The following is a 23,257-nucleotide window of genomic DNA, read 5'->3' on the forward strand; positions in this document are numbered from 1 at the left end:
GTATTATCGTCCTAGGGCTTTTTGTTTATTGAAAAGCAGAGCTATTACGCTAATAAAAGGAATAAATGTGGACCCCAGATTTTCCAAATTCAGCATTGGCTTTTTATGCGCGCTAATGCTCATCAGTGATGCTAGCAAGTACCTGCACAGCAAAGAGAAAAGTGATTTTTCCTTTGGCGCTGAACTTGAGGCATCTGTTGGAAATGAGAGCAACGTGGTTGTCGAGGAAATAGATTTAAGCACAACCAGAGGTGATAGCTTTTTTGTTGTAAAAGCAAAAGGGGATATTGAATATGCTTTTAGTTCACAACACAGTGTCTCAGCGGGTATTTCCTATACCGATAAAAATTACTTTGAAGCTGATAGATTTAGCCTTCAAACCACCCTATCCTCAGCGGGCTATAAATTTAAGCATGCTGATTACACCTTAAGTTTTGATTACCGAAACGCCAGTGCGGACCTTGGTGGCAACGACTTTCTAACGCTTACTCATGTATCTCCCGCAATTTCATTTTTTCTTGATAAGAAAAATTTCTTACGCTTGGCTTATACCAATATAGATAAAGAGCTTATTAATAATCCGACTCGCGATGCGCAAAGTGATGAAATTGGTGTTGATTACTATTATTTTTGGAATGGATTGAGCGATTATTTTATTAGTTCCGTGAAGCTTAGGCAGGAAGACGCTATCGACCCTGTGTTTAATTTCAGCAGTTATCAGCTTCGCTTGGCATATAAGAAACGCTACTCAGTGAGTACTTATAAGCTTAGATTAACCGTCGAAGGAAAGTACCGAGAGCGAGATTTTAACGATCGTTTGAACCCCAGAATTAACGCATTTCGCGCCGATGACAGGGCTACATTCAGCCTAAGTAACGAAGCTGAAATCATTGACGACTTGTTTTGGCACGTGGCGCTTTCCTATGTCAACAATGACTCAAATTTAGCTTCTGCTAGCTATAGTGAAACATCAGTGGCAAGCGGCATTTCATACCAATTCTAGAAAACCGGCACTTACCTTAGGTCTAAACAATGCTTAGCTGGCGTTAGCTAGTGCTGAGAAGAATACTGGCCTTTCTGCGTCAGAGCACCAAAACCATATACAATATCTTTTCCTGGGTCGCCAAGGTCGATAGTGAGGCTCATAAGCTCTTCAGTAAGCATTTTCTGAGAACTCTGGCTAACAGGAGCATCAGTTAATAAACTCAGCACCTGAGCCGTCACAAAGGGTGTTGCAAAGGAAGTGCCAGTAACACTAGCATATCCAGATTGATTATCTGCTGCGAGAATATTAACGCCATAAGAAGCAATATCGACTTGAGGCCCCCTGACGGCTCGACGATACACACGGTTATTTTCTGAAATAGCGGTGACCCCAATAACACATTCATCCGCTGCAGGAAATAACGGTTCGGAGTGCGGACCATTGTTGCCAACCGCCGCCACAATAATAATGCCTTGTTGGCAATACTCTTCAATAGCTGCCGATAGCACCATGTTAGCTGGACCTGCTAAACTCATGTTAATTACTTTGACGTCTTGAGAAACCAACCAATCTAGGGAGTTGAGTAAACTTTCTGTAGTCGTTATATCGCCGCTGTCGTCATCATGAAAAAACACCGAAGCAGCATAGACGTCTACATTACTCAACAATCCCATGAAGTCGTCACTTTGCCCGGCCAAAATACTGACCACAGAATTACCATGAGAACTCGATGATATCGGTGCCTTTTCTGAAAAATCTTTACTGGTGATATTGAGCCTGCGCAATGAGGGATGACTTGTGTGGATCTGCGTATCGACGATACCAACTTTCTGTCGTGTTGTTGGTGGCGTAATGGATAGTAAGTTTCTGGGTATCTGCGCTTTGTTTTCTGACTGTGCGGACAATGCAGAGAGTGAATAGATATGATTAAGGTCGACAGCTCTTTCAGAGCTATTTAAGTTCTTCAACAAAGCTATGCCGGCGGAATCTAATTTAAAGCTTCGCGGGGCTTCTACGCGCACTAAATCTTTATTTAAGCTAGGTAAAAAACGACTGCTGATGATGCTATAACCATTCGCTTGCAGAAAGTCACTCTCGTTCGGCTCACTCAGTATTAGCCAATTATCGCTAAAGACTTTCTCATTGTTGTCATCTGCAGAGCCTTGTATGACATTTTCTAATTGCAAACTTGCCCGTTGCTCGATGATTTCATAGTAGCTATCGTCAACACTGAATGAACTGAGTTTTTCGACACTATCGGCATCAAGATCGCTCTCTGTTTTATCTTCTATGTCATCTTCTGCATCGTCTTTAGAATCATCTTCAACCTTATCCTCAATTTCCTCTTCAGCGTCGTCTTCAATATCACCTCCAACGTGATCGTCGATTTTGTCTTCGGTGTCATCTTCTACATCGTCTTCAACGTCATCTTCTACACCGCCCTCGACATCATCTTCTACATCGCCCTCGACATCATCTTCTACATCGCCTTCAACGTCGTCTTCTACATCGTCCTCAACATCATCTTCTACATCGTCCTCGACATCATCTTCTACATCGTCCTCGACATCGTCCTCGACATCGTCTTCTACATCGTCCTCGACGTCATCTTCTACATCGTCCTCAACGTCATCTTCTACATCGTCCTCGACGTCATCTTCTACATCGTCCTCAACGTCATCTTCTACATCGTCCTCGACGTCATCTTCTACATCGTCCTCAACGTCGTCTTCTGTAGCATTAAAATTAGTGCGTTGTGATAAATACAGGCTACCATAGGGGCCGCTTTTATTAATAAACTCAGCGAAATACCGAGTTACAAGGTCAAAGGCGGCTTCACTAACTGTCGTGTTTGCTTCGTCAGGTTCGGATAGCACGTTACGATGCTCTAGGCTCAAGGCAGCAGGAGATAACAACAAGGTACTTATTGTTAATGCCATTCGCTGATATGATTTGTTCTTTAAAACCATGTGTATTTTTTATCCGATTATTACGATAGATAATGTATTTTTTTATTTATCGTTATTTTGAAATAAAACACAATGTCAAACGTTAGTAAAGTAGATTCGAGAAATGGATAATATGGATACCAGAGCTTTGAAGTCGATGATCTTGGCGAACCTGCAGGATCTGCGTCGATTTGCTTATTCACTGACAAGTGACGTCAATGATGCGGATGACTTAACTCAGATCGTTGTCGAACGCTTGCTAACTCGCCCGATTCCAGAAAACGTCATTCCATTATCTTGGATGTTTCGAATATGCAAAAACGCGTGGATTGATGAAATAAGGTCAAGAAAGGTGAGAGCGACAGACGATGCGGTTGACATATCGCAGATAGCATCCTCTAACACTAATGATAATCAGCTTGAGGAAGCATCACAAAAGCAGCGTTTACAAATTGCTATCGATGAGCTGCCAGAGCCTTACAGGATGGTTATTAGCTTGATCATTATGTCGGGCTTGTCATATGCAGAGACATCTCAGACCCTCGACTTGCCTATTGGTACAGTCATGAGTCGCATTTCGAGAGCACGAAAAAAATTAGCAGAAAAGCTAAGTGCAACAGATTAGGAGCAGCAATGAAGAAATCAGATAGCGAGATAATATCAGCGTTTCTTGATAATGAATTAAGTGAACCAGAAGTAGCTATTTTTAAAAAACGACTGCAAGAAGATGCACTTTTTGCAAACGAGTTTGCAAAATACAGTGAAAATGATCTTGCACTAAAGCAGCATGTGTCTTTGATTGACGATGTACCGGTGCCTGACTCTATTATGAATTTATTGAGAGATGCGGAACAAAACACACCAGCTAGTAATTCAAATATTGTGCAATTAGCTAGCTGGAGGGATCCAAAGTGGTTGTCATTAGCAGCGTCATTCTTAATTGTTACCTTGTTTGCACCGGTAGTTTGGTATTCCAGCAATCAAGATAGTCCAAGTTTGGCCAACATACTTAGTAGCGAAGTGTCGGGTCAAACCATTGCATTAGATAGCAATACGCAAGTGGTTCTAGTAATGAGTTTTCAAGACAGACAGGGGAATTTTTGCAGGGAATACAGACTGTCGAAATCAACACGCAACGAACAAGCGGTAGCCTGTAATATTAATGGTAAATGGGAAACTCAAGTTAGCGACAGTATTCAAGTTGCATCCAGTCAGACGTATCAAACAGCCTCAAGCGCGAGCTCAGAAAAAATTGAACGCTGGTTGGATGAAAATATGGACGACATTCCCTTTAGCACCCAAATGGAGCGCAAGAACTTAGCAAAATAATAAAATGGCACCTTGAGAATATTCTTTATTTCCTGCTTAGCATGATTCTGCAGGTGCCAATGAAGGACGAATAAACTATTAGCGAGCTTAACAGCACTAAGAGGCTGAGCGGTCAATCATCATTTGCATCATGCCTTCCATCATTTTCATTCGTTTTTCCATCATATTATGGTGAGCTTCCATATCTGAGCACATACCATCTTTCATGCCTTTCATACCCTCCATACCTTTCATTCCCTTCATATCTTTCATACCCTCCATATCCATCATGCCTTTTGACTCGCTTTTAGAGGAGTGAGTATTTGCAGAGCTATTCATCATGGATTTGTGATTTTCGCCTGACATCCCAGTCATCATAGACATGCTAGCTTGCATTACTTTCATATGTTCAGCCATAAGTGCAGTGCGTGCATCTGCTGTTTTCGCATTCATCATTTTTTCGTGCATTTCATGCATCTTTTTTAATTGTTTTTCCAAATCGTCTGCCGATCCATGCTCTGCAGATTCATCTAATGTTGACTCACCTTGATTGAGTCTCTGAGCATCATATTGATAGGTTGGGCTCAAGCTTGAAGTCGCAATAGCAGATGAAGCGAAAGATAAGCAAATACTTGTGGCAATTAAAGAGCGAGTAATATTCATGATAAATTCCTCTGATTAAAAATTATAAAATTACGAATCGAATAGTTTCGTCAGCTTAATAATCGGCGTTTATCTAAACACAATGGTAAAACAGGCAAAAGAAGGGTAAAAAGGAGCCCTATAATATTAAGTTTAAGTTGCTTCAAAGCATTTTGTTAACGTCAACTGATGGCATATTGTTAGCATCTTGAAACAAGATGTTCTGTACGTTAAACAACATAAGGTAAAAATTAACCTCTACCTTTCCAAAGCAATAGTTTCAGCGTACAATTGTAAGCTGAAATTAATTTAAACGCATATAAGCAGCTATCGTGAAACAAACAGCAAGTCCAAAAACACATGAATATAGTCAATTGGAAGAGCGTTTAAACGCCTTAACTCACTTCCTCGGTTTTGCATTAGCGATTCTCGGCCTTAGTGCGCTTTTGATGAAAAGCAATGGCGCAGTTGAGGTAATATCTTCGATTATATTTGGTAGCTCAATGGTACTTCTCTTCGGCGCATCGACCTTGTATCACTGGGTTAGTAACCCCGCGTTAAAGCCCATTTTGAAACGCATTGATCATATTGCTATCTATCTGCTTATTGCTGGCACTTATTCACCCTTCTTAGTGGTTGCTATTGACGGTTGGGTTTCTACCGTTAGCATCATTACAATATGGATAGTTGCGCTATTTGGCGTTGGTTTTAAAGCCATTTTTAAAGATAAATATCCAAGGCTAGCGGTAACGACATATGCAGTAATGGGATGGCTAGCTCTGCTAATTATTGTACCCATTTATAATGCTGTGCCGCTCACCGGCTTCATCTTTTTATTCCTAGGCGGGGTTGCTTATAGCCTAGGTATTCCGTTTTACATGGCGAAACATAAGCATTACACCCATGCAATTTGGCATTTATTCGTGTTAATGGGCGCCGCTTGCCACTTCTACGCAATTTACGCTTTTGTGATTGGGCAGCCAACAAACGTCTAGCCTACTGTTGCTGCATCCGCTTTTTAGTAGTCGCTGTGGCAGGAGAATTAGCGGGGTCGTCAGGCCAAAAGTGTCTAGGATAACGACCTTTCATTTCTTTCTGTATTTGCTTATAACTTCCTTGCCAAAACCCGATTAGATCGTCCGTTGTTTGCAACGGTCGCTGCGCAGGTGACAGCAACTCACAGGTAATTGGTAGTTTTCCATTTAACAATGTAGGGTGCTCTTGCAAGCCATAAAGCTCCTGCATTCTGACTGACAACAACGCTTGCCCTTCATCGTTGTAATCAATTGTTGCTTTTCTATCGGTAGGAATTGCAATACTTTCAGGCAGAAGTGAATCAAGCTTTTTGAGTTGTTGATAATCCATTTGCTGACTCAATAACTGATAAAACGGCAGGTTTGAAAGTGCCTGCCATGAATTCTTATCAGTTAAAAATGGTAGCAACCAATGTTCAGCATTTTTCAGCAGTGCCGATTCAGAAAAATCGGGGAGTTCCTCGTTCTGCACTGTCGTATTATTAACACGATTAAACAAACGGACCCTCTTAATCAATTGCTGTGAACGAGCATCAAAGGGCAGTGCCTGCATACCCTTTTTCTGAATTTGCTGTTTCCACACTGTGGCTAAAGCATCAGGAGATGGTTTAGGAAGGGCTTTTTTAGAGTAAGGAATGCGGCCAAAGTAGTCTGATTCAGAGGCTGTTATGCGTTGCTTTTCCTCATCCCATTGGACTAATTCATTTCGTGTAAACAATTCAGGAAAGTAAGTTTTCAGGTGTTCAAACTGTATTGGTTCAGCATATCGAATAAGCGCGCTATCTGATTGTTTATCTGTCAGCTGCATATTTGCAACCACAAGCCAACGACCATTGTTTTGTGTCCTCGATTGCTGCCCTAGATGACGTAAAAGTTCATCTTCAGCATGAAGAACCGCACCACTACCATTAGCTAAACTAAAACGCGCCTCTGAGCGATGCTTTGCGATCCAGTGCACAAAACCAAATGCGAGTAAAATGGAGACGTCTTGCAATGGCCAGTCAACCAGCGGGATATTCTGCTTATGGTGCCATTGCTTGATAAGCTGCCACAAACTGTGTTGTTTATTTTTGAGTAAAAATATCAAGCGCGGCGTGACTTCAACGGTTTGTGCTTGAGGAAGTGGATCTTTGCTTTCAAGGAGCGCGGCTAGGGCGCAAGCCAAACTTTGATGCGCGTCGCTCAACTGCGCACTCTTTAGCAACATAATAGCAATATTCGCATTGCCGCCCAGAGCATGCACTTGGCGTCCAAAATCGCTGATTTTATTGCTTTGTTCCATGATCCCAAGACTGACTAACTTCTCCTCGCCCTGTGAAAGCTGCGCGGCAATAGGCTGGTCTATGAGCGCTAGTTCAGCCATTGGCGCGCCCCAAATAGCGGCCTCTAGTATTAAATCGGTAACGTCAGACTGCAATATTTCAGGTGTGGATTGTTGCGCTAGCCGACCATGTAATTCTTTCGACCATAAACGGTAACATGTTCCTGCCATTACGCGCCCCGCTCTCCCCGCGCGCTGAATTGCTGAAGCCTGTGAAATTTTTTGACTAGTTAACTGCGTAATACCTCGACGTAAATCAAATATTGCTTTTTTCTCAATGCCGCTATCAACCACCACTTCAATGCCTTCAATGGTTAAGCTTGTTTCGGCTATGTTGGTGGCTAAAACAATTTTTCGCTTGCCTTCTTTGTTTGGTATCAGCGCGTCTTGTTGCTGTTGTTTATTAAGGTCTGAAAAAAGCGGTAAGACAATACAATCATCAAGTTTTCGAGAGAGGATTTCTGCGGCTTTTCTAATTTCAAATGCACCGGGTAAAAAAACTAAAAAATCTCTGTCGTGTTTTGGAAACGTTTGGGTAACCAGCTCACATACCATATCAACAATCGACGAGCGTGAATTTGACGCTACGTATTGAATATCCACTGGATAGCTTCTTCCCTGTGATTCCAGCAACTTTGCATCAGGCATTATTTTAGCAATTGCTTGCGCGTTCAATGTGGCTGACATGACTAATATACGTAAGTCATCTCTTAGTGCTTGCTGCACTTCTAGGCTCAACGCCAGTGAAAAGTCGGCGTGTATACTGCGCTCATGAAACTCATCAAAGATAATCAACCCTACACCAGGCAGTTCAGGTGCTGCTTGCAACATCCGCGTGAGAACACCTTCAGTGACGATTTCTAAGCGAGTATCCACGCTCGTTTTATTTTCCCCTCGAATGCGGTAACCAACGGTTTTGCCGACTTTCTCGCCCAACTGTTCAGCCAAATAATGCGCAATATTGCGAGCTGCAATTCGACGTGGCTGCAGCATAATAATTTTACTGTTTTGAAAAGCGGGCTGTTGCAGCAAGAATAAGGGTAACGCCGTCGACTTTCCAGCACCCGGCGGCGCCACAACAATAGCGTTACCATTCTTAAGATGCAGGCTAAGTGCACTGAGTATTTCCTGTACGGGAAGCAAGTGAATGAGAGTTCCTAGTGGGTGCGAACACCTAATTTAAACGATGATGTCGATTGACGATTTAATGTCTAGCGATAATAGCAAAAACCGTCATTCGGTTCAGTAGCAATTAAACGTTCTACATTTATTATTATTAGCAATGAAACCACAGGCAAAGGAATGCCGAAGCATGAACCGTCGACAAAGTAGAAAGAAGATAAAATCCCTCTCAAAATCGAAGTTAAAAGGCACAACGCTGATAGAACTGATGGTCGTAATCGGTATTTTAGCAATAGTGGGAACGCTAGGAGTCCCCAGCTTCTTATCAATTATCACCAAAGCTAGAATTACATCCGAAACTAATCAGCTTAATAGCCTTATTCGCTTCACACGCTTCACTGCAATCGATCAGCAGCAGACGGCTGTATTGTGCCCTGCCGATAATTACAGCCAGTGCAGTGAAGACTGGAATGCACCTAAAATTGTTTTTATCGACAGCAACTACAACAATGAGCGAGAGCCACTGGAGCCGCTGCTGATGAGCATGCCGAAAAGCACTGCAAACAACCAAATTTATAGCCGCAATAAAACGATTAAATTTTATGAAAGTGGCGTTACTGCCAGCCCCGCGAGTTTACGTATCTGCCCCGCCTCTCAGGAGGCTAATTACGCGAGGCTGTTAACCGTAAGTTTGCAAGGAAAGATAAAGCTCAGTTCAGATAAAAACAATGACGGCATACACGAAAATAGTGCAGGCAAGCCGCTAACTTGTTTATAACAGTGATGCTTTTCTGTACGAGACCAGATAATAACTAAGGGCAATCTTTCGCGATTTGTGCAATCTTTTGCCCCGTATTTGGGTCCTCTATAAAATCAATTGTCCTTATACATCCATCTTTACTGCTGCCGCTGACAAAAGATGGAGCAGTAAGAATTGCGGTGTCTCCGGCGACATTCATTCCCAAACTGTTGATATAATCAATCATCGCTCCAAGATCTATCATATCTTCAGTAATTTCATCTACGTCGTCCATTGCAAAAGCCGCAGTTGGAATTCTAACTCCGTTTGCAAAAAATGCTCTTTTAGTTACTTTTACAACTGCTTTTGAGCCGCTGCTCCATGTTTTAAAGGTTATTTCAACTTCTATAAGAGTGCCGTCAGCCATTAATACGAGAGTAGATGCAATTTCAGACATACCTGCTTTGTTATCTATAAAATTTCTGAGTCTCTTACTAATAGCAAGCAGAGCATTGTTCCATTTCAAGACTACATTATCTCTTGTCTCTGTCAGTGATAGGATATCATTGAGTTTATCCTCTATAATAAATCCAGACTCTCCTGGAGCCTGAAGAGCTTGCGCAGCGCTTTGCAAAGAACTGTCTAACCAGAGAGTGAGTTCAGGCTCCTCTTGAATGAGTCTAAGTGTCTCTGCTATCCACATATTTTTTAAAGTTCGATATTCTTTGAGGTTCGATTCAACAATCTGATAACTAGTGGTTTTTGGTAATAAATTAACATCGACGATAGACGAGTTGATTCTCGAGGAGTTATTAGTGACATTTATATCTGCGTCTACCAGATTCAATTGTGCTGAATCAAATACCGTAAACTGATAATTACCCGGAGTCAGGCTATTTTGCATTGCATGCCCCTCGACTTTATAAACGATTTCCGTTTGGTTGCAATTCCTACAGTCGAGAATTATCTGCGAGTAACTGACTTTTGAAAAGAATAACGTCGAAATGAATGTTAGTGATATGGCGGTATGTAAATTAAAGAGTTTCATAATATGTCCATATACGACTAATTTTTAATTGTACTAAAAGGTTTTCATGGTTCAATTCGCAAGTCAAATTATACGCAAAAACCCATGCTCAAGCATGAGAATGCCAACTTTTAGGGGCGGTAAAGTCAAAAAAGCCGCTACTAAGAGCGGCCTTTTTGTTTGAGTTTCACCCGCAAAAGATTAATTGCTATTAAGTGTCTCAGTAATTACCGTATCGATTACATGAATCACGCCATTTGTGGTGTAGATGTCAGAAATGATGACGTTAGAACCTTGAATCTGTAAAGACACTTGCTCTTGCTTGGCTGTAGACCAAACTCCACCAGCGCCCTCACCAAGTGCGTCGCCTGCTTCGGCATCAGTAGCGTAGAAGTATAGAGGGCGACCCAAGTAGGTAGCTTGTACCGTATCATCGCCTCGCGTAATGGTACCCAGACCTGGAACAGAAGATACTTCACCATCAGCTACAAGCACTGGTGGCCAAGTGCTTGCGCATCCATCTACACAAGCACTGCTAGCTGTGCCTAAATCGCCGTCGAAGGTATACAAAGTGAAACCAGGGTTATCAGAGGCTGCACCACCGACTAGGCGTTGATTTGCTGCATCATAGGCAACTTCACTTGTTTCGCTGTCCATCGTAGCAGCAAAGTTAACAAGCGCAACGCTCACATCTTCCATAGCTACTGTATCTACGTTTGCGCCGTTTGCAGCATACGCATTTAATGAACCTATTTCAGCGCCAGATACAACGTGCTGCAATAAAACACCGCTCAGCGCATCTACGTCACCCAATAGGCCAGCGAGCACAGGCTCTGGAATTTTTGCAAATGCAGCATCAGTCGGCGCAAATACAGTAAATGTCGCCGTTTCATCATTCAATGTATCGACCAAATCGGCAGCAGTAAGGGCTGTCACTAAGGTTTCAAAGCGGTCATCAGCAAGAGCCACGTCGACAATAGTGCCAGTACGCTCATTTGCTGCTGGTATTGGCAATATTACTTGGTCAATTACGTGAATTACGCCATTGTCAGCCATTACGTCAGTAGCAGAAACCGCTGATTTGTTCACAAACAAGTTAGCGCCACTTAGTGATAATGCAACCTGAGCTTCGTTAGCTACCTCTACTAGATTATTGTCTGACTGTGCAGCCATTACTGCTGCATCTTGTAAAATAGCAGAGCCAGAGATAACGTGGTTTAGCAGTATATTAGAAAGCGTGTCAGTGTCTGCAAGAAGTGCAGCAATTGTTTCTTCGCCTAGCAATGCGAAAGCGTCATCAGATGGTGCAAAAACTGTAAAGTCAGTATCTGTATTAGCTAGCACGCTGTCTAAGCCAGTTGCTTCTAAAGCTGCGACTAAAGTTGTGAAGTTTCCGTTTTCTCTTGCAACATCAACAATGCTCTGTGGTGGAGTTGGGAGTTCAACGTCACCTACAACAACCATATCAAGAACGTGGATAATACCATTAGTGGTGTAGATGTCGGTCATCACTACGTTTGCACCACCGAAGGTCAGTGTGTCAGTTTCTGCGTTCAGCCCAACTGGGATCATGGCGCCTGAAGCAGTTGTTGCATTTTGGCCATTTAGACTAAATGCAGTGACTGCATCCACTTCACCTTCTACCACATGTTGTAACAAAACAGCGCTCAGCGCATCTGTGTCCGCGATAAGTGCTTCTAATGTTGCAGGATCGATCATTTCAAACGCTGCGTCAGTAGGTGCAAACACTGTGAAGCTTGCGTCTGGGTTTGCCAGAGTATCAACAAGACCCGCTGCCTGCACTGCCGCAACCAGCGTTTCGAAGTTACCATTAGCAATCGCTGTTTCAACGATATTGTCGGTTGGCTCACCGCGCGTTGTAGGAGGGGTTAGCACAGCATCGATCACATGGATAATACCGTTATCCGTCACTAAATCAGTTGTTGTAACTGTTGCTCCATTCACGAATAAGGTCGTGTCAATAAGAGATAAACCTACGCTCGCACCATTAACTGTCTGAACGGTGGTACCTGCAGCAGCTATCGCCGTTTCTGCATCTACCGCACCTTCAAGAACGTGATAGGTAAGAATGCTGCTCAACGTATCAGGATCAGCAAGTAATCCATTTATTGTCTCTTCGCCTAGTAATGCAAACGCTGCATCAGTTGGCGCGAATACTGTAAACGATGCATCTGCATCATCTAAGGTTACGTCTAAGCCCGTTGCTTGTAATGCTGCAACAAGCGTCGTGAAACCACCATTATCAACCGCCGCGTCAACTATTGTGACAGGCTCTGCCGGCGGCGGTGGTGGTGGTGGTGGATTTATTGCAATAGCTTCGTCGTCATTACACGCTTGCAAACCAAATATCGCAGTTGCGATTAACAATGCTGTATTTATTTTTTTCATAACCGTTCCTGGGTTGTTGTAGTCATAATCATCTACGCCACTGATTTTTTCCAAGATCAACGTCTTGATCTGTGAAATTATTTTTGTGACAAGAAATCACGAATTAAAACAAATATCTCATTGTTTTTTATGAAAAAAATCCAATAAAGTCATATGTTAAATTATTGTAATGAAAGTTTTTTAATGTAATATCCGTCTCAAAAGGACGTAAGAGATGACTATGCGAGCAGGGTAATTTCGTCTTTACCTAAGTTATTTAAAAGCTAACTTAGTATTTCAACATAAAGGTTTTAGTGAAGTGAATGAAATAGGCTTGCATAATCTTAAAGGCTTTCTTCGCATAATTTTTACGTCGCTTGTTATGCACCAGCTATTATTTTTTTTCATTCTCGATACTAAGCCCTTGTTTGAGAGCGCGCGGTTATGAGCGCTTGAACTTTTTCTCTATCACTTAAGACGAATAGTAATACGAGGTCTCCAGCTTCGGCATTATCCAGTATTTTTTTAGCGCCAGCTAAAGGGTCGCTAGCCAATATAATGTCATTTTTAGAAATACCGGTTTCAAGTAAATATTGTTTAACTAGCAGAGAAATTTCATTCGGCTCTCGACCTCTAAGATATTTCTCAATTTCCGCTAAAACATATGTTTTAGGCTTTAATTCACTCACGATTTTGGCTACATCGAGGATATCTTTGTCCGAGCGGTCACCAGCATGGCTAAACATAACGTGCTTGGCTTTAGCCGGCATATTAGAGGTCATATTGACTAACGCACGCATACTATGGCTATTGTGTGCAAAGTCGATAATAACCGTCACACCGTCAACTTGATAAATATTACCCCTACCTGGATTATCACTTGCATCACTGCCAAAATTCATTAATCCAGAAAGTACGTCTTCGTCGCTGAATCCTAAAGCCTTAGTTAATCCAATAACGCCCAATGCATTTTGTATATTGTGTCTGGCGGTACCATCCACAGTCATTGGGACATCAGCAATATCGGCAATGCTAACTTGCTCTTCCCTGCTGTATACAAATTGATTATTTCGAACAAAAACACAAGGACGCTGCTGGCTTACTGCCTGCACTATTTGACGGTTATTTTGATCTTCACTAAACCAACAAATAGGCACGTTGAGCTTTTCAGATTCTTTGACTAACAATGCATCATCTGCATTTAGCACTAATGTTCCCTGCGCAAAGTCATTCCCTTTTGAGATCGCTTTTGAAACCATCGTTTTCACTTCTGCAATCTCTTCAACGGTATTGATGCCGTATTGCCCCAAATGATCGCCGGCCACGTTTGTTATCAGTGCAGCATTTGCAACTTGTACCGGTAAACCTCGTCTTAATAGACCACCACGGGCAACCTCTAAAAAGGCAAGCTCAGTTCGCTTGTCTCTCAGTAGCATTCTTGCGCCACCCGGGCCCGAATAATCGCCTTCATCAATGATAGTATCGCCTACTTTGATAAAATCAGTTGAGGTAACACCGGCATTCAATGATGCAGCTTTTGCAATTTCTGCGGCAAGACGAACACTTGTTGATTTGCCGTTTGTACCGGTTACTAACGCTAAAGGGATAGCGGAGTATAGCTGCCAACTGATTGTTTTAGGATCTGGGAATTTGTCGATAGACCACGTTGCAGACTTAGCCCCCATGCCTAAACTAATTTCATCGTCATCAACTAGGCAAACGACATTATGAATGTTTGCTTGATTAATGAATTCAAGCAGCGCAGGGTTTCTTTCTTCAGCAATGGTTTCTTTTAACGCAGCTAAACGAGGCAGCATGTGAACTGTTGGTGTGCGTTTACTATCAGTTGAGGACTCGTTAAGCGTTGAGGGCTTTTCACCCGCTGAGGGCTTTTCACCCGCTGATGGCTCCTCACCCGCTGATGGCTCCTCACCCGCTGATGGCTCCTCACCATCAGACAATTCTGCAACACACAAGTCCCATGCCAACTCAATGAGGTCGCAAGCACTGTAAAGTAAATCCATCGGTGCAGAAATTGATAAGCTTGCGCCGCCTTCATAAAGCCTTTCATAGCAGTTCGAAGGCCACGCATAGTCACTGCCTAAGGTAATTTGACAGTGATACAGGTGCTTTCGCCAACAGTCGATGACAGTTTGAGCCGCTATGCCATTAAACAAAACATCGATGATCGCACCAGGTTCGTCCGACAGTAAATTCGGGCCTGTTAATCTTCTTACTTCATCAAGTTCAAATGTCATACTGCTCCTTTCTCGTCAGATTGTTCATGCATTTAGCTGCTCGTATACTAATAGAATGCAAACTAATCAGACTCTTCGTCTCTATCAACAACAATATGAACTCCTCGTTCATCTTGCACTATCCGACTACCTTCTTGGAGTTCGAATTTGTTTTCAATAGGTTGAAACAACTTTTCAGGAAAGTCTCTCGAAGGTTGTGACTCGTCGCTAACAGGATGTTCTGATGAATGATTGAAGTGCACAATCTGCTTCCAACAGCGAGTGATATTGTCGCCTAAGATAATCAGTAAGTCACCTGGAGCACAGCTGGCTAATCCTGCTTCAACCGCATCAACTTCGCTCGGTATTACCTGAATATTTGATGCATCAACGCCATTTGATTCCAGCGTTTGTTTTAGCATCATTGGTACCTCATCATTTGTGCGGCCACGACGATCATCATCGGCTTTACATACAAAACTGTCGAAAGTAGAAGCAATTATTTTAGCCGCCTCAACAATATCTTCATCCCTTCTGTCGCCAGGCATAGCGATAACAATACGACGCTTGCCCTTCACATCTAAACGCCCAGCTAAATCTGTAATCGTTTTGATTGCTGCGGGGTTATGCGCATAATCTAATATCACTTTAAACGGATGTTCGTCAAAAATATTCAGGCGACCCGGTGCTTGATAGAACGATGTATTAAATATTCTCAAACCTTGGCGAATATTTTCTAATGAGGTGTCAAAACTGTATGCCATCGCCGCTGCAAACATTGCGTTTTGCACGTTGTGCATCGCTTTACCTTCAATCGTTGCCGGTATTAAATGCGTCCATAACAGCGGAATGTGAGCACCTTTATCATAAATTGTGATCATGTCGCCGTTAATGCCTTTTTCAAGAACAATTGCCATACCGCCTTGACGAATATGCTCACGCACGAGGCCATGGCCTGAGTCGATAGTGACATAACAAATCTGTTTCGCTTGGCAGAACTCAGCCATTTGCAAACAGTGAATATCGTCGGCGTTGAGCACAACGCAGTCTTGCGCAACTTCAACCACAACGCGCTTTATTTGCGCTAATTGCTCTAAGGTATCAATTCCTCGCTGGCCTAAATGATCGGCTGAAATATTCAAACACGCGCCAACATTGCAAGTACTGTAGCCTAAGCCTCGTTTGACGATACCGCCTCGCGCCGTTTCCATAATCGCGAAATCAACACTTGGATCGCGCAACACTATTTGCGCCGATGTTGGGCCTGTCATATCACCCTTGACCGTAAGGTGACCGTCTATATAAACACCATCAGTTGATGTCATGCCGGTAGTAAAACCGGCGCTTTTCATGATGCTTGCAAGCATTCTCGATGTTGTCGTTTTTCCGTTAGTGCCGGTAATACCTGCAACAGGAATTCTTGCCTTGCTGCCAGCAGGAAACAGCATATCGATTACCTTGCCAGCCACATCTCTAGGTTTACCTTCACTGGGCGCAACGTGCATTCTAAAACCAGGAGCAGCATTACACTCACAAATACCACCACCGATCTCTTTGTATGATTTGCTTATATCATCAGTTAAAAAGTCAACGCCACCAATATCCAGACCGATAGCACGAATTGCGCGCACCGCCATGTCTCTGTTGTCAGGGTGTACTATGTCGGTAACGTCAATAGCGGTGCCGCCGGTTGACAAATTTGCCGTAGAGCGCAGAAAGAAGACCTGGTCTTTTTCAAGTACCGTATCTTCGTCGTAACCTGCTTCTTCCATTAGGCGAGAGGCTTGGTTATCAAGCTCCAGTCTTGTGAGCACTTTTTCATGGCCAACACCACGACGGGGGTCTTTATTAACCACATCAATGAGTTGTTCAATGCTGTGAATACCGTCTCCAACAACGTGCCCGGGGACCCGCTTGGCGACAGCAACTAATTCATTATTGACTACTAACATTCGGTGATCGTAGCCCGTAATGAAGCTCTCGACCAAAACGGCTCTGCTAGTGCCATGGTTTTGCGCCTCAGCAAACGCTATTGTTACATCTTCGTCCGTCATCAAATTAATGCTAACGCCGCGTCCATGATTTGCATTTAGCGGTTTTAATACCACAGGAAAGCCAATCCGCTGAGCCGCTCTTACGGCCTGCTTATCACTGTAAACCATCATTTGTTGCGGAACGGGCAGGCCCAAATCATTAAGGAGATTATGGGTATCTTCCTTATCACAGGAAATCTCTACGGCAATGTGTTTTGTTTCACTGGTAATGGTCGCCTGAATTCTTTGCTGATATTTGCCGTGACCAAATTGCACTAAACTATAGTTGTTCAAGCGCAACCAAGGAATGTCACGCTGCTCTGCCGCTGCAACCAAAGAAGCGGTGCTCGGCCCAAACTCTTTGCGCTGAGCCATCTTGATGAAATTAGTCAACTCATCTGTAAAATCAAAATCTTCGTCGATGTCGGCTTTAATGGCAGTTTGCACTTCTTTAGGCATAAGGTGCGTGAGTAATTTTAAACCAAGGGTACCCGCTTCCAAACCTACATCTCTTTGGTGATATTGGTATACGACGTAGTAACAGCCTTTATCTTGCATGCTTCTTGTACGGCCAAAGGTAACCGAAGAGCCTGCTAGGTTTTGCAGTTCAATCGCGACATGTTCCCAAATATGTCCAATCCAAGTTCCTTCGTCTTCAACTAGACGCCTTAAAAAACCGCCCTCCTCACCGTAAGAGCAACCGTGCTTTTGTAATGAGGGTAATGCGGCGATAAGCCCATTAATAAAGTCTTCACCTAATTTAACTGAAGGCCAGTATTCTAATTCACCAATATCAATTTGGTAACAGATGACAGGGAAATTAGCATAGACATTTGGACCGACGTAAACGTTTTTACTTAGAATTTTCATGGTTGCAGTTCCCTTGGAGCGACTTTAGCGTGACTTCGTTTTTTATTACTTAACGGTGGCGGTAAAAAGTGCAGTAGATGCGATATTCAACCGTTTTGAATTTTTCTATCATTTTTGAATGTGATAGGGTCAAGTAACGTGCGATTATTATTAAACTACGGTACATAAAAAAGGTAGCTTACGCTACCTTTTGAGTTGTTTTTATTTTGTTCTTTGCAACATCAGAATAACTGGAAAGAAAATGCATACGTTGATGATTAACTTACATAAGCTTTTCGATTTGAAATATCATATCTAGCGCCTGACGCTAAAATATGCATTTTTACATTTAGGAGTGTAAGTGCGTCACCCGTGCGCGCCTCTGCCATTGATGAATACTCGATATCACTCGTATCAAGCACCGTAATCGCTCCACTTCCTACGACAGTGAAAACATTGTCATGATCAATGAACGCGGCAGTGTCTTCATCAAGTCCTATACCAATCAAAAATGGATTGTAGCTAACAGCCGAAAGTAAGCGAGCTAATCGGTTGCGTTCATTAAAGTGCTGATCAACAACAATCGTATTAATCAAACCCATGCCGGGCGCTAAGTTCACTCCACCTTCAGTTGGCACAATGCCAGTACTGCCGCCAGTAATCATATGCTGCGAGACAATAGCGGCCCCAGCCGATGTGCCTGCGTAATGAACACCTTGCGCATTTAGCTGGCGAATGGTTTTTGCGATGGGTGTACCACCTAAAATAGTCGATAATCGAAGTTGATTGCCGCCTGTCACAAAAATACCCGTACTTTTTTCCAGCGTTTTTACGTAACCTGGGTCTTGCGCATCGCTGCGCTCATTAATAGGAAGTGAATAGGTTTTCTTAACCCCTATTTCTTCAAAAATCTTTTGGTAGCGTGAGCCAGTATCGTCGAGCTGTGAGGCTGTTGGAATAACGGTAATAACGGCTTCTTTGCCACCACAAAGCTCAACGAACTTTGCTAAAATTTCAGGATTATCTAGTTTTTCTTCTGCACCACCAATAGGAATTACATATCCTCTTTGGGTGCCATCTATAGTTGGAGAGGGCATAATATTTACTCGAAAGTGCCTTTTTTAATTTGTTGATTATATTTTACATGCCAATGACCCATTGCCATTACATGCTCAATTCGATTTTGTTTGTTCAATATGATGATATCGGCATCAGCACCCTTTTCTATCCGACCTTTTCGATGAAAATTCATTAATTGTGCAACGTTCTTCGTAAAAAAGGGTAAAAAGGTTTCGATCGCTTGTCCATCGTCTACTAATTCATAGAAGATATTCGTCATCGATTGAGACTCTGCAAAGTCCATTTTTTTCAAACTACCATCAGCATGGAAGTCGGGCAAGCATCCGCCGCCGTCCGAGCTAATGGTCAATTTATCTTGTGGTAGGTCTTGCTGCATATAACGCAATAAGGCTTCGCCAGGTTCAAAGCCGACATCGCCAGTTTCAAACGCAGTAACGTCTACCCAACAGCCTCTTTTAGCAAGCTCGCAGGCTTCCTCGAATAAGCTGCGCTGTCGGTTAATATGTGTCGGATTGTAAGTTCTTGGCGGTATTTCAGCTGTCTCTAGTGCCTCACGTATAATGCTTAAGCCACGCTCACCGTCACCCAAATGCAAATGCAGCATACCAGCCTTTCCCGTCATCAAACGAGCAACGTGAGCTTCAGACGCTATTTTTAACAGTTCATTTAATGTTGGCTGACTTGAGCGATGATCGCTGATAGCTAACTCGCCGACACCAATAATGGGCTCAATAAAAACGATATCTGAGCGCACAGACCCGGTGAGGGTTGTGGGTGGTAAATGGTATCCACCGGTGTAGCAATAGGCAGAAAAACCTTCTTCTCTTAAGGCATAAACCTGAGCCACCAATGATTCAGTGTTGCGAGTTAAATCATCAGTACCAAGCAAACCAACAGCGGTTGTTACGCCCGCTCTTGTGAATTTACTTAAAGGCACCGGAGGTACTCTGGTAGAAAACCCTGCTTCGCCGCCTCCCCCAGTAATATGGGTATGCCCATCAATGAAGCCAGGCATTACAACGCAACCCTCAGCATCAACAGTGGTATGTTCAAGGTTTAGTTCAGGAAGTGTATCGCCGATATAAACTATTTTATTTTCGGCAATCAGAATGTGCTGCAAGCCCAAATGTTCAGGTGCATAAACGTCAGCATTCTTAATTATTGTGATCAAAACCGACACGCTCTTTTGATTTGTTAAAGCAATGCAGTAATTCTATAGCCTAGGTAGCGAAACACATAACCCTTTTTGTGATATTTCACTTTTTAGTTGAGGAGATTTGATGATCTTAGCTTGCGAAAAGACACAGTAATGCAAGCACGGTTGAAGTCGTGCTTGCATAAAACATTAACCGAAATGATTAAATACTATTTTATTGCCATCCAAATCACGGAAATAAGCGCCATAAAAAACATCAGGGATCCGTTGTCCAGGTTCACCGTCGCAGCTTGCTCCTAGAGAAATTGCTTTTTTATAAAGCTCATCACATTTTTCTTTTGAACCAGGTGCGATAGCAAGCATATTACCATTGCCACAATGCTGCGGTTCCTCATTGTAAGGAATACAAATGGCTAGCATAGGCTCTGCCATGCTTTTACCAATAAAAATAATACGGTCCATCTTTATAAGGGTTTTCGCCCCCAGTGGCGCTAAAAGTTCATTGTAAAAAGCTTCTGATTTATTTAAATCACTTACGCCGATCGTTGCATAGCTGAGCATTTTCTTACCTCTTTATTATAATTGATGTAGTTTACTTCACTTTTAATGAGTGGCTTAAACTGTTGAATACCACATAATTAAACGGAAATTTTTGCAAACCGGTTTTGCGCTTTGTTAAATATATTTATCGTCAAAAATAAACAGTCAGACTCATTTGCACAAAATGCAAGTACCCGAATTACATAGATTCAACTCTATTTCTTCCGCCTTCTTTTGCTTTATATAGCGCCAAATCAGCACGTTTTATTATTTCATCTATCGATTCTTCGCCAGTTAAACTTTGAGTAACTCCTATGCTAACGGTTATCTTTCGGCTCAGCACTTGCTGACTAAAATCACTTTCTTCAATATCTGTTCTAATGCGCTCACAGGCGATTATTGCTTCTTCAATTGAGGTTTTCGCCGCTATCAATGCAAACTCTTCACCGCCAAAGCGCGCAATGAGATCATTTGCTCGTTTCCCATCAAGCAGTATCTTAGCGAAACGTTTTAAGACTTCGTCACCTGCGTCATGCCCAAAAGAATCGTTTATTGATTTAAAGTAATCTATATCAATAATGGCGACGCAGAAACTTTCACCATGACGCTTGAGTAGTTGATACGCACTTTCTACGTGCGTTGTAAAAACACGCCTATTCGGTAGCTGGGTTAAGTCATCAGTAGTGGCTAAAGACTTTAACTCACGCTCTGCACTAACTCGAGCTGCTTCAATGCCCCTGACGCGCATCAACAACCCCAAGTTCGCCAATAACGGTTTTAGGAAATCGATGAGTTCTCGATCATAACCAACGACTCTATTAGCTAATCCAATCATTCCATATACAACACCATCGAACTTTATCGGCAAACCCAAAAAGCAATCCATATCAGGGTGGCCTTTAGGCGTGCCTGATGAATGCGCATCTTTAGCTACATCATTGGATATCACTTCATTTTCAGTTGTAATCACTCGCCCAAAAAGATTATCTAAATTTTCAAACACCAAGCCATCGTTGACATACCGAGAATAAAGCTCTTTACTCTGCGTATCCCAGCTAATATCAGAAATAGCTTGGATTTTTAAAGCCACTTTGCCTTTCTCAGAAATAATACGCTCACCAATAAAACCAAATTCACTTTCGGCCAAATCTAATAAAGATTCGAAAATTGAGGAGCAGGCGGCCCTCAAATCGCTCTCCTCCAAAAATACTTCTTGAGCTTTACTCATGAGCGCGACTAAAGCATCCTGTTTCTGTCGGATTATTATAGCTTTATGCTGCTCAGTGACATCACGCTGGGTGCCTATAATTCTGCTAGGCTTTCCCTCAGAATTATATTCAACCGTTTTTCCAAAACCTTCAACCCAAATCCAATGGCCCGTTTCATGTCTTATTCTATAAATCTGATTGAGTGTGTCGCGATTGCCCGCAGTCAAATCATCTAGCTCTTCGGTCACTCGCTTTTTATCTAAAGGATGAAGACGTCTTTCCCAGACGTTCTTAGCAGGTTCCTGATCTTCAAAGTTGAGGCCGATCATCTCATACCATCGATGATTAACTTGGGTGAAGTTAGCTATTGGGTCAAAATCCCAAGTGGCTAAATCTAATGTCTCTATAATTAAGGAAGACCGTTCTTTTACCTTTCTTAGTCGCACTTCTAGTTCTTTTTGGCTTGTTTGGTCAATAAGATATAAGCGAACATAAATCAGCTTCCCAGCTTCTGAGTATTCACCATAGCTAACCTGCCGAATACTTTTGTACTCTCCACTGGGCAGCACAACGTCATATTCAGTCTCAAGGTCTTGAATTTGAGTTGAGCGATGAAAGGTTAAGCTTCTTTTAAAAACAACTTTGTGATCTGGATGAATAAAATCATCGATTCGAAAAGGGAGTTCATTAGTTTTAGCATCAAGACCAAGCAAACTGTAGCAATTAGCAGAAACAAAAACTGTTGGCCATCCTGGCTTAGAATCGACGATTAAACTGCTTATTGGTCCTTTTGAAAGGAGATTGTGCTCAATCATGAATTGATGAGAAAAATTTGCCGCAGTTAGTGCAATAGAAATTGTTTCAGCTTTGGTATTTAAGAACTCGAGCTCTTCCTTAGTAAGGTCGGCTATATTCTCACTAAAAAGATGCAGTGCTCCTACTGCTGTATTTTCCTTTCTAATCGGAATACCAATAAAACCACACATTTTTGAGGCGTCGTTGGGTGCATCGGAATTAACATAACCCTCATCAGTGCGTATATCTTCTATTCTAAGAGTGTCATTTAGTTCTATCGTTTTAGCACAAAGTTGTTTAGTAAAAGCTACAGTCTTGTCGCATCCATCCATATTGCTAACGAGCAGTAGCTCTTTATTCTCAAGAAGAGCAATGGCCACGTCGAGAATATTCAATTTATCTTGAACAGCAAGCACTACATTATCCAATGCTTTTTGAATCGTTGGGGAATAATAGGAACTTTTAGTCAATATGCTATCGTTACTTTCAACTTGTTTTGCGAGCATTGCTTTAGACATTCGCTCCTCCTACTTAAACATTAATACAAGACTTGGGCGTCTTGCTTCATACAATTATTAACGCTAAGGATTCTGTGTGCCCTTTTTGAACAGCGATTTGATCACGTTTTTTGTTATATAATATACTAAAATAATAGGAAAAAAGGTATAGCTTGAAGTGGGTGTAGATCGCAAAAACATATAAAGTTATGCATTTTAATACGTTGATAGAATCTTATATATGCAGCGTAAACCTAGATGTTTAGGGGAGGTGGAAATCGTCCGCGAATTCTTGTTGTAAATGTTGGGTGTTCAAATGATAGCCTATAGGCAAAAAATCAGATACT

At 42.3% G+C, this 23,257-nt stretch carries 16 protein-coding genes; 5 read left to right on the forward strand and 11 right to left on the reverse strand.

Features of this window, described 5'->3' with window-relative positions; all coding sequences use genetic code 11:
* The first annotated feature begins 67 nt into the window (after positions 1 to 67).
* Positions 68 to 1,003, forward strand: coding sequence for a surface lipoprotein assembly modifier (locus tag GNIT_RS14335; protein WP_014109991.1), 936 nt, complete (start codon positions 68 to 70; stop codon positions 1,001 to 1,003).
* A gap of 47 nt (positions 1,004 to 1,050) precedes the next feature.
* Here the strand turns inward: GNIT_RS14335 and GNIT_RS17740 are convergent, their stop codons facing one another.
* Positions 1,051 to 2,925, reverse strand: a complete 1,875-nt coding sequence (locus GNIT_RS17740) for a S8 family serine peptidase (RefSeq protein WP_148261723.1) — start codon at positions 2,923 to 2,925, stop codon at positions 1,051 to 1,053.
* 142 nt (positions 2,926 to 3,067) lie between these two features.
* On the opposite strand from GNIT_RS17740, the gene GNIT_RS14345 reads away from it, so the two are divergent.
* Both GNIT_RS14345 and GNIT_RS14350 read left to right on the forward strand, forming a co-directional pair.
* Positions 3,068 to 3,559: an RNA polymerase sigma factor gene (locus tag GNIT_RS14345; protein ID WP_014109993.1), complete on the forward strand. Its 492-nt coding sequence runs from the start codon at positions 3,068 to 3,070 to the stop codon at positions 3,557 to 3,559.
* A gap of 8 nt (positions 3,560 to 3,567) precedes the next feature.
* Positions 3,568 to 4,263, forward strand: coding sequence for an anti-sigma factor family protein (locus GNIT_RS14350; RefSeq protein ID WP_014109994.1), 696 nt, complete (start codon positions 3,568 to 3,570; stop codon positions 4,261 to 4,263).
* Positions 4,264 to 4,359: 96 nt separating this feature from the next.
* On the opposite strand, the gene GNIT_RS17745 is transcribed toward GNIT_RS14350, so the two are convergent.
* Complete coding sequence (locus tag GNIT_RS17745) at positions 4,360 to 4,905, reverse strand: hypothetical protein (RefSeq protein WP_014109995.1); 546 nt, start codon at positions 4,903 to 4,905, stop codon at positions 4,360 to 4,362.
* A 311-nt stretch (positions 4,906 to 5,216) separates the two neighbouring features.
* On the opposite strand from GNIT_RS17745, the gene trhA reads away from it, so the two are divergent.
* Entirely contained in the window at positions 5,217 to 5,879 is a 663-nt protein-coding gene (gene trhA / locus GNIT_RS14360; RefSeq protein WP_014109996.1) for a PAQR family membrane homeostasis protein TrhA, read from the forward strand.
* A gap of 1 nt (position 5,880) precedes the next feature.
* On the opposite strand, the gene hrpB is transcribed toward trhA, so the two are convergent.
* A complete protein-coding gene (gene hrpB / locus GNIT_RS14365; RefSeq protein ID WP_014109997.1) occupies positions 5,881 to 8,382 on the reverse strand; it encodes an ATP-dependent helicase HrpB in 2,502 nt (833 codons plus the stop codon).
* A 169-nt stretch (positions 8,383 to 8,551) separates the two neighbouring features.
* Between hrpB and GNIT_RS14370 the strand changes: the two genes are divergently transcribed.
* Positions 8,552 to 9,139 carry a GspH/FimT family pseudopilin gene (locus tag GNIT_RS14370; RefSeq protein WP_014109998.1) on the forward strand — a complete coding sequence of 196 codons (588 nt, stop codon included), beginning with the start codon at positions 8,552 to 8,554 and terminating at the stop codon, positions 9,137 to 9,139.
* Between the two features lie 34 nt (positions 9,140 to 9,173).
* Here GNIT_RS14370 and GNIT_RS14375 read toward each other — a convergent pair whose 3' ends face one another.
* The 8 genes from GNIT_RS14375 to GNIT_RS17750 form a co-directional block, all read right to left on the reverse strand.
* Positions 9,174 to 10,004 carry a hypothetical protein gene (locus tag GNIT_RS14375; RefSeq protein ID WP_014109999.1) on the reverse strand — a complete coding sequence of 277 codons (831 nt, stop codon included), beginning with the start codon at positions 10,002 to 10,004 and terminating at the stop codon, positions 9,174 to 9,176.
* A gap of 324 nt (positions 10,005 to 10,328) precedes the next feature.
* The gene (locus GNIT_RS14380; protein WP_014110000.1) at positions 10,329 to 12,536 is read right to left on the reverse strand and encodes a fasciclin domain-containing protein; all 2,208 of its coding nucleotides are present in this window, start codon (positions 12,534 to 12,536) and stop codon (positions 10,329 to 10,331) included.
* Positions 12,537 to 12,931: 395 nt separating this feature from the next.
* Positions 12,932 to 14,773 (reverse strand): Mur ligase family protein, encoded by a 1,842-nt coding sequence (locus tag GNIT_RS14385; RefSeq protein WP_014110001.1) that lies wholly within the window; start codon positions 14,771 to 14,773, stop codon positions 12,932 to 12,934.
* 62 nt (positions 14,774 to 14,835) lie between these two features.
* On the reverse strand, positions 14,836 to 17,655 hold the full coding sequence (gene cphA / locus GNIT_RS14390) for a cyanophycin synthetase (protein ID WP_014110002.1): 2,820 nt from the start codon (positions 17,653 to 17,655) through the stop codon (positions 14,836 to 14,838).
* Positions 17,656 to 17,912: 257 nt separating this feature from the next.
* Positions 17,913 to 18,731: a cyanophycinase gene (locus GNIT_RS14395; protein ID WP_014110003.1), complete on the reverse strand. Its 819-nt coding sequence runs from the start codon at positions 18,729 to 18,731 to the stop codon at positions 17,913 to 17,915.
* 5 nt (positions 18,732 to 18,736) lie between these two features.
* On the reverse strand, positions 18,737 to 19,885 hold the full coding sequence (iadA, locus tag GNIT_RS14400) for a beta-aspartyl-peptidase (RefSeq protein ID WP_014110004.1): 1,149 nt from the start codon (positions 19,883 to 19,885) through the stop codon (positions 18,737 to 18,739).
* A gap of 174 nt (positions 19,886 to 20,059) precedes the next feature.
* Positions 20,060 to 20,431 carry a VOC family protein gene (locus GNIT_RS14405; RefSeq protein WP_014110005.1) on the reverse strand — a complete coding sequence of 124 codons (372 nt, stop codon included), beginning with the start codon at positions 20,429 to 20,431 and terminating at the stop codon, positions 20,060 to 20,062.
* Positions 20,432 to 20,609: 178 nt separating this feature from the next.
* Positions 20,610 to 22,931, reverse strand: a complete 2,322-nt coding sequence (locus GNIT_RS17750; protein WP_014110006.1) for a diguanylate cyclase — start codon at positions 22,929 to 22,931, stop codon at positions 20,610 to 20,612.
* Positions 22,932 to 23,257: the final 326 nt, after the last annotated feature.

The sequence above is a fragment of the Glaciecola nitratireducens FR1064 genome, assembly GCF_000226565.1.
Classification (GTDB): Bacteria; Pseudomonadota; Gammaproteobacteria; order Enterobacterales; family Alteromonadaceae; genus Glaciecola; species Glaciecola nitratireducens.

Bases quoted from the DNA above. Each gene is read 5' to 3' on its own strand.
- GNIT_RS17740 (WP_148261723.1), bottom strand. From the start codon at position 2,925: ATGGCATTAACAATAAGTACCTTGTTGTTATCTCCTGCTGCCTTGAGC.
- GNIT_RS14345 (WP_014109993.1), top strand. From the start codon at position 3,068: ATGGATACCAGAGCTTTGAAGTCGATGATCTTGGCGAACCTGCAGGAT.
- GNIT_RS14350 (WP_014109994.1), top strand. From the start codon at position 3,568: ATGAAGAAATCAGATAGCGAGATAATATCAGCGTTTCTTGATAATGAA.
- GNIT_RS17745 (WP_014109995.1), bottom strand. From the start codon at position 4,905: ATGAATATTACTCGCTCTTTAATTGCCACAAGTATTTGCTTATCTTTC.
- GNIT_RS14370 (WP_014109998.1), top strand. From the start codon at position 8,552: ATGAACCGTCGACAAAGTAGAAAGAAGATAAAATCCCTCTCAAAATCG.
- GNIT_RS14375 (WP_014109999.1), bottom strand. From the start codon at position 10,004: ATGCAAAATAGCCTGACTCCGGGTAATTATCAGTTTACGGTATTTGAT.
- GNIT_RS14380 (WP_014110000.1), bottom strand. From the start codon at position 12,536: ATGAAAAAAATAAATACAGCATTGTTAATCGCAACTGCGATATTTGGT.
- GNIT_RS14385 (WP_014110001.1), bottom strand. From the start codon at position 14,773: ATGACATTTGAACTTGATGAAGTAAGAAGATTAACAGGCCCGAATTTA.
- cphA (WP_014110002.1), bottom strand. From the start codon at position 17,655: ATGAAAATTCTAAGTAAAAACGTTTACGTCGGTCCAAATGTCTATGCT.
- GNIT_RS14395 (WP_014110003.1), bottom strand. From the start codon at position 18,731: ATGCCCTCTCCAACTATAGATGGCACCCAAAGAGGATATGTAATTCCT.
- GNIT_RS14405 (WP_014110005.1), bottom strand. From the start codon at position 20,431: ATGCTCAGCTATGCAACGATCGGCGTAAGTGATTTAAATAAATCAGAA.
- GNIT_RS17750 (WP_014110006.1), bottom strand. From the start codon at position 22,931: ATGTCTAAAGCAATGCTCGCAAAACAAGTTGAAAGTAACGATAGCATA.